The organism is Mesorhizobium sp. M4A.F.Ca.ET.050.02.1.1 (assembly GCF_003997725.1).
Lineage (GTDB): Bacteria > Pseudomonadota > Alphaproteobacteria > Rhizobiales > Rhizobiaceae > Mesorhizobium.
The window spans coordinates 1-7,254 of the sequence record NZ_RZSG01000267.1 but is presented as its reverse complement, the minus strand read 5'-3'; the positions used below and the strand labels follow the sequence as shown (position 1 = coordinate 7,254).

Annotated in this window: 7 protein-coding genes; all 7 read left to right on the top strand. The window is 55.4% G+C overall.

All coding sequences use genetic code 11. From position 1 onward, the window contains the following. On the top strand, positions 1–838 hold an 838-nt coding region (locus EOA33_RS18235), incomplete at its 5' end, for an extracellular solute-binding protein (RefSeq protein ID WP_127406227.1). Positions 839–879: 41 nt separating this feature from the next. Beyond that, a complete protein-coding gene (locus EOA33_RS18230; protein ID WP_190234296.1) occupies positions 880–2,415 on the top strand; it encodes a M81 family metallopeptidase in 1,536 nt (511 codons plus the stop codon). A 363-nt stretch (positions 2,416–2,778) separates the two neighbouring features. After that, the gene (locus tag EOA33_RS18225) at positions 2,779–4,413 is read left to right on the top strand and encodes a trimethylamine methyltransferase family protein (RefSeq protein ID WP_127406225.1); all 1,635 of its coding nucleotides are present in this window, start codon (positions 2,779–2,781) and stop codon (positions 4,411–4,413) included. A gap of 387 nt (positions 4,414–4,800) precedes the next feature. After that, positions 4,801–5,838: a GlxA family transcriptional regulator gene (locus EOA33_RS18220; RefSeq protein WP_127406224.1), complete on the top strand. Its 1,038-nt coding sequence runs from the start codon at positions 4,801–4,803 to the stop codon at positions 5,836–5,838. A gap of 336 nt (positions 5,839–6,174) precedes the next feature. Continuing rightward, positions 6,175–6,339, top strand: a complete 165-nt coding sequence (locus EOA33_RS40545) for a hypothetical protein (protein WP_245482355.1) — start codon at positions 6,175–6,177, stop codon at positions 6,337–6,339. 375 nt (positions 6,340–6,714) lie between these two features. Next, the gene (locus tag EOA33_RS40540) at positions 6,715–6,945 is read left to right on the top strand and encodes a hypothetical protein (RefSeq protein ID WP_245482354.1); all 231 of its coding nucleotides are present in this window, start codon (positions 6,715–6,717) and stop codon (positions 6,943–6,945) included. A gap of 41 nt (positions 6,946–6,986) precedes the next feature. Beyond that, positions 6,987–7,254 (top strand): transposase (locus tag EOA33_RS18210; RefSeq protein ID WP_145989187.1); only part of this gene is annotated, 268 nt, incomplete at its 3' end.

The following is a 7,254-nucleotide window of genomic DNA, read 5'->3' as shown; positions in this document are numbered from 1 at the left end:
AGTTCGCTCGGGAACCGTGCAGTGGGATGCACTTTCATCAATTCCTGCTTCCGACCTTCAAAGGTTAGCAAAACAGGGCGTGATCCAAAAGATCGACGCCAGCGCCATCCCCGGTTTGGAAAAACTCCCCAGGGCAGCCCTAAGCGATTATGGCGTGCCTGCTTTGAATGCCGTAGTGACAGTTTCTTATCGCGAATTCCAGGGTGTGAATCCCCTCAAAAGCGTTGCGGACTTCTTTGACCCGAACATCAAGGGCCCCCGTGCCGTCAGTTCACTCGCTGGAGAAGCGCCGTTCAACTGCATTGTTGCGCTCCTAAGCGAAGGTGTACATCCTGACGAATTAGTCAAGCATATCGACGTCGCGCGATGCCTCAAAGTGTTCGACAAGATCAAGGATCAGATAACGGCTTATTGGTCGAACGGGAGCGAGATGGCCCAGTTAATGATCGACAACAATGTCGATTATTGCATTTGTAGGGATGGTCGAATTGTGCAGGCGGCGATGGTTAACCCGGAATGGACGATCCAGTACAAAGGCGGAATCCAGTTCATGGGTTATCTCTCATTCGTAAAGGGAACGAAAAACGTCGATGTTCTGAATGCCTTTGCCACTTCTATGCTTGACCCCATACGGCAGGCAATATTCTCACAGGAATCAGGTTACAGCGCCCCTAACCCTGAGTCTGTGAACTACCTTCCAGATAATTTGAAACCGTTTGTCAGCGTGACACCGGCGGCCCAAGCAGCGTTGGCGGCCCTTCCCGCGGAGATTGCTGAAACAGTTGCTACGCAACAAACGGAAATCGGCAAAGCGTGGCAAGCCTACGTTAGTAAATAAGCCGAATAACGGTGATGGCCACCTCAAAAGGAGTCGGAAATATGCGTGTGTTAATTGGGCAACTTAATCAGGAGACACACTCGTTCAATCCGATTGAAACCACGCGCGAGGACTTTATTTTTGATAGAGGCCCGGAACTGATTATTAAAAATTGCGGCAGATCAACGGCAATTGGCGGGATGGTGCGGGCTGCGGACGATCTCGGAGTCACCCTCTTGCCGGCAATCGCCGCCCTAGGAAGGTCTGGCGGCCCGGTGTGTGGTGAAGTCTACGAAGAGTTCAAAGAACTAATACTAAAGGCAATCGAAGAGACCTGTCCGGATGCGGTTTGCTTGGACCTTCATGGAGCTATGGCAACGAGAGAAATAGAAGACTGCGAAGGGGATCTACTGACGACCATTCGCGATCGCTTTAAGTCGCTTCCGGTCGGAGCCGCGCTCGATCTGGATGGTCAACTAACGACAAGAATGGTTGAAGCGGCCGACATCTTGATTGGCTACAAGACCAACCCACACTCCGACATCGCAGATACTGGCGCAGCTACTCTTCATACGCTTGTCAACGCCCTTCGTTCTGGAAAGCGGATTATTCGTGCCTTTGCTAAGATGCCGTTTCTCTTGCAGGGCCGGATTAGCACCACTGAGTTTCCTTATGCACCGATTTATGAGCGTGCGAGAAAATTATGTGAAGAGAACCCGGATCTGCTCGACATCACGATTTTCAATGGCCAGCAGTTTTTGGACATTAGTGAATCAGGACAAGCTGTCCTGGTCACGTATGATGGATCAGACAAAACAGTCCCAGAAGCTGCATGTCTAGACATTTCATCCATGCTCTTACAGGCGAAAGGGGACTTCATTCAATATATGCCTACGCTTGAGCAGTGTTTCGAGCGTATGGCAACGGAGAGAACGGAGCAACCACTCATCCTCGGAGATTTTGGAGATAGAGTGTTGACGGGGGCGCCAGGCGACTCTACCGAAATCATCTCTTATGCTTTAAATAACTATCCCGCCATTAGAGGCGCATGCGTCGTCTTCGATCCGACCGCGTTTCAGCAGTGTCAGCGTGCTGGTGAGAGTGCCTCATTGCCCATTACTTTTGGCGGGAAATTCACGCCGAATATGTCGCCTGTCACAGCATTGGTTACCGTACGAAAGCTCACCGACGGGAATTTCGTCAACCATGGGCCCTACATGGAGGGAGTACCGGGCGCTTTGGGGCCTACGGCGTATGTGACAGCAGGGGCCTTAAGCATTCTAATCACGTCGCTCTCGCCAATGGTCCAGGATCCGTCCGCCTATGAAACGTTCGGTATTTCGCTGTCGGAAATGTCATTTGCCGTCGCGAAGTCGGGGAGCCACTTCCGATTGAACTTTGCCGCCATAGGGCAACCATTGGTGGTAGGAACGGATGGCCTGACAAGCTTCAACCTGAGGAGCTTACCCTATCGCAAGTCCAGATTTGCACTTCCTCGTGAAGACTGGCCGCCCAATTTGCCGAAATTGCTGGGTCCGAAGACGTTTTCAACCGACTGGTCGAGCTTAAGTAAAAAAACGCCACCGCGGGCAGGCTGATTAGAGCATCTTCGCTCACCTGGGCGATGGTTTCCAGATGCTATGGGAGCACCGCGTCATTGCACGCGGGTCACTTGATTGAGGAGATGCCCCATGGTCAGCAGCGTGACATTGGCCGCTCGACGGCCGCTTCATTCCGGAAGAGACCCTCGTCGTTGTCGTAGAGATGAACCGTTCCGCATGGCTCGTCGCCGGCCTCCCTCCCGGGCTCGATCGCCGTCCGCTTGGCTACGCCGGGAGACTTGACTTGGAACAGAATGATGTTCTATTCTGAAATGGCATTCCAATCGTGGCCTGGGCTGTGGCATCCCCTGCCTAATTCCGTAGTATCTTAGCTAGCTTACTTAAGGGGCTTACGCAGAGATGACTCGTAAAAGCGGTGGACGCGCAGCGCGTCTGTTGGGACAAGCCTACCAGGATCGGGAAACGACGGGGCCGGTGCGGCCCGGACTCCTAGGTGGTAGCTACAAACCCCTTTTGGAGGATCAAATCCAATTGATCCACAAATCCTCGCTCGATGTCCTCGAGCATATCGGGATGGCAGATGCGACTGAAGAATGGCGTGACGTCATCGTCGCTAATGGTGGGTGGACTAGACACGATAATAGGCTTTGTTTTCCCCCGCGACTGGTAGAGGAAGCGCTGACACGAGCCGCTCGGAACTTTAAGCTGTTTGCCCGCGACCCTAAGCATGATCTGGACATCTCTGGGACCAGAGTGCATTTCGCAGGGTGCAGCGGCACTGTTTATGTCCTCGATATAGGTTCTCGGTCATTCAGGGAATCTCAGCTCATTGATCTGTACGATCAAGTCCGACTGGAAGATGCATTGGAGAACATCCACTATGTACAGCGGCCGTGCATAGCCAGGGATATGGTAGATCCTTTCGACCTTGACATAAATACGGCATATGCCTGCATGGCGGGTACCACCAAGCACATTGCCATGAGCGTTTCGGCAGCCGCTCACATCGATAAAGTAGTTCAGTTACTAGACATCAGCTTGGGTGGGAGCGGCGATGGGAGCCTCTTTCGGAGGAGGCCATTCGTTCAAGCCTTGGTATCCGCGGCCGTTCCCCCTCTACGATTCCCGCAGGATTCTTGCCGTATAATTGATGCAGCTGTTCGAACTGGGATGCCGGTATTGGTGTTCTCCGCTGGGCAGGCAGGGGCCACGGCCCCAGCTACGCTCCTGGGAGCGTTGGTGCAGGCTAATGCAGAGGTACTCGCAAGTCTTGCTTACGTCAACTTGATCGCGCCAGGCTATCCTGTTCTGGTGGGACACAACACTCTGGTCTCAGATCTTCGCACGGGCGCCTGCGCTGGGGGCTGCGCCGAAGCATCGCTGCTAGCGGCCGCCGGTGCCCAGTTGTGTCAATTTTATGGGCTTCCATCAAATATTATGGCGGGTGCAACAAGTTCGAAGCAACCGGATGGTCAGGCTGGTTGGGAAAAAGGATATCAGACGACAATGGCCGCTCTCAGTGGTGGAAACATGATCACTCAAACTGCGGGCCATCTTGCAGACTATATGATGTCCTCCTTTGAAGCTCTCACTCTGGATAATGATATGCTGGGAGCTGTTTTGCGGGCGGTTCGGGGCATAGACGTCACTGAAGAGCGACTGTCTTTTCGAGAGATTCAATCTGTTGTAGATGGCGGTCAAGGCCACTACCTAGGGGAATCTCAAACCCTCGACCTCATGAGGAGCGAGTACTACTACCCCGCCGTCGGGAACCGGCAGAGCCTAAAAGACTGGCACGAAAGTGGTGCAAAAGACATGCGCGATCGCTCCATCGAACGTACGCTGACGAATCTTCGAACGCATTTTCCAGATCACCTTGAGCCAAGCATTGACCGACGCATAAGAGAGGAATTCAATATCTTCCTTTCTCCTGAAAGCATGAGAGCGGACACATCGCGATGGAGCCAACATCCTGCGAACTGCGGAACTGGTGCGGAAGAAACAGCAGGGATAAGCATGGCCTCCCGTAACTAGATGCCCTTGCAGTCGCCGCCGGTCGGAATAGGCGAACTTGCCGTACCGGCTACCTTTGAATCGGCGGTGCCGCCCTAATGTTAGAGGTCGTGCCTGGCTCTCGTTTCTCGGCTTCTACTATGTCCTGCAGCACTTTTATACGAGATCATTCGCGAGCTCTCTATCAACATGGCGCCCCACGGCATTCAAGTGCCGTGACCGGATCGCCAGGACACAATTCGATACGGGAATCCTGCGTATGCTTTGTGTCCAGGTGAGGAGCGTAGCATGGAGCTTCTCTATGAGGAACCCTGTCAGATGCCCGCAGCGATTTCATCGTGCAGCAACCGCGCGCCACACACTTGGAAGCACTCATCCCCACAGTCCTATGGCACATCGGTTGGTTGAGTGAACACCCCTTTTTCGCCAACCGCTGCGTTGTCCGGGATTGCGTGGGACAGCAAGCGACAGGGCATCCCGCCTTGTGACGAGCGCCTTTATCGGGTGGTCATCCTGCTTCTTCCCGGTTTCTCGCAGCTAAGCCTATCATCGTTTATTGACCCGCTCCGGCTCGCGAATTCGATGACGGGCCGCAGCTACTTCGATTGGGTTATTTCGAGCTCGGACGGCAGGCCGATTGAGTGCGCCAGCGGCCTGGTCGTTTCCGCGAGCAAGACCTTTGCAAGCGTGGCGATGGACCTTAGGGGGGCCGGCAGGCCCGATATGGTCGTCATCTGCGCGGGTGAAGCTGTCGAGAAGCATGCATCGGCCTCTCTTTTGAACCTCCTGCGCCAATGCAGGCGGCACCAAGTTCCGATCTCGGCACTTGGCACGGCAGCCTGGCTGCTGGCGGAGAGCGGCATTCTGAACGGCGCATCATGTACCATCCATTGGGAGAAGCTGGCTGCGTTTTCAGAATGTTTTGGTCGCCTTCATGTCACGGACAGCCTTTTTGTCCGTGATGGAGATGTGGTGACTTGTGCAGGTGAGTTCGCGTCCTTTGATTTGGCGATGGAATTGATTTCGAGTCGCCTCGGAAGAGACAGCGCATCGGCGGTTTGCAGACGTACGACGGCCGGCCAGTGGCGCTCCGGTTCCGAGAGGCAAAGGGCAAACGGCGCTCAATACGCAGGCATAAGCAAGAAAGTCGCTGAAACGATCAGCCTGATGGAACAGCACATCGAGGACCCCCTTCCCCTGCGCGATCTCGCGAAATGCGTAGGGCTTTCACGACGTCAGATCGAACGGCTGTTCGAGCGCTACGTCTCCTGCTCACCTATGCGGTACTATTTGCGTCTGAGACTGGAGTTGGCCGAACGCCTAATTGAGCAGACGAACATGTCGATGGTGGAAATAGCGGTCGCGTGCGGCTTCGCTTCGTCTTCCCATTTTTCGAAGTGCTTCCGCGAAGTTTTCGGCAGGGCCCCGAGGACGTTTCGCAGCTAATGGCGTTATCTAGGGCTTTTGCCGTTCATTGCCCGCCGCGCGGCAGTCGTGGCGGTCCGGTTTGAATCGGCGTACAGTTTTGCAAACGATGACGTAATTGCTGTTGTTGCTCCTTTATCAACGACCGCCAATGCTGAAGTAGCCGTCGGAGGGTGAGAGAAGGAGATCATCGTGAAGCACTATGTCGGGCTGGATGTGTCGCAGAAGAATTGGTAATGATCGTGTTCCGCGGAAAGGCCAAATCTGACCCTCGTGCGCCGGCTCTATTAAGCAAGCGCGCGCCGCAGGCCGACCCGATCGGCTTTGAGACTGGGGCGATATCCAGCTGGCCTTGGCATGAAGCTCAAGCGGATGGGTCTGCCAGTTATCTGTATCGACGTCCGCCATACGAAAGCGGCACTGTCGGTTCGGATGAATAAGAGCGATGAGAACGATGCACGCGGCCTGGCCGAGCTGGTCCGCGGCGGCTGGTATCGAGAAAGTCAAGGTCAAGAGTGCTGAGAGCCAGGCGATCCGCTCCATTCTGGTTGCGCAATCGCGTCTCGTCGCCAACCGCCGAGATCTGGAAAACCAAGCCCGGTCGATGCTGCAGGAATACGGGCTACAGTTCGGCCGATCGATTGGATCGCAGTTCCGACGGAACGTCCGGAGTTGAGGGCATCTGCTCGGCTGGTGATCGACGCACTGCTGGCTGTTCACGAGCAGGTCTGGCGAACAGGAAAAGTTGGGCCGGCAAATCCGATCCCTTGCTCACGAGGATGAAACGACTCGCCGGCTGATGACGGTCCCCGGTATCGGTGTCGTCACAGCTCTCTGCACCGAACAGAAATGGTCGGCACTGTAGGCCGGGGCACACGTCTCTCGAAACGGATCGGCATGAAGAAGGCAAAAGTTGCGGTCGCCCGTAAGATGGCTGTGCTGCTCCACGGGTCGACGGAACTACCTTCGATGGGGAAAGGAGAAGATAGCCTGAACCGCTATTACCTGCGTCGCCTATCCCGTCTGCCGAAAGCAGATCGTGATATCCCTGCCGGGACGGCGGTTGCGGCGACCTCGGTTAAACGTAACCGGTACGAGCACCCCATCTGGCGCTCGTACGCGCGCTGAGCGAGGCTCGCAGCCTCGGATCAACAGAGGCTGCAAATTCCATGGATGGATACAGGCATGATGCCGACACTTACCGGCGTATCGAGGTAATCACCGGCGATCGGCGAAGGCGCGATTGGAGCGCCGAGGAGAAGGCACGGATTGTTGCCGAGAGTGCGGATCCAGATGTGAGCGTCTCCGAGGTAGCGCGCCGCAACGGGGTGCACCGGGGTTTGCTTTCGGTGTGGCGGCGCCAGGCACGTGAGGCGCTGCGCGGCACGCCGATGTTTGCGCAGGTGCAGGTGGAACGCGTTTCCGCTGGCTCGATCG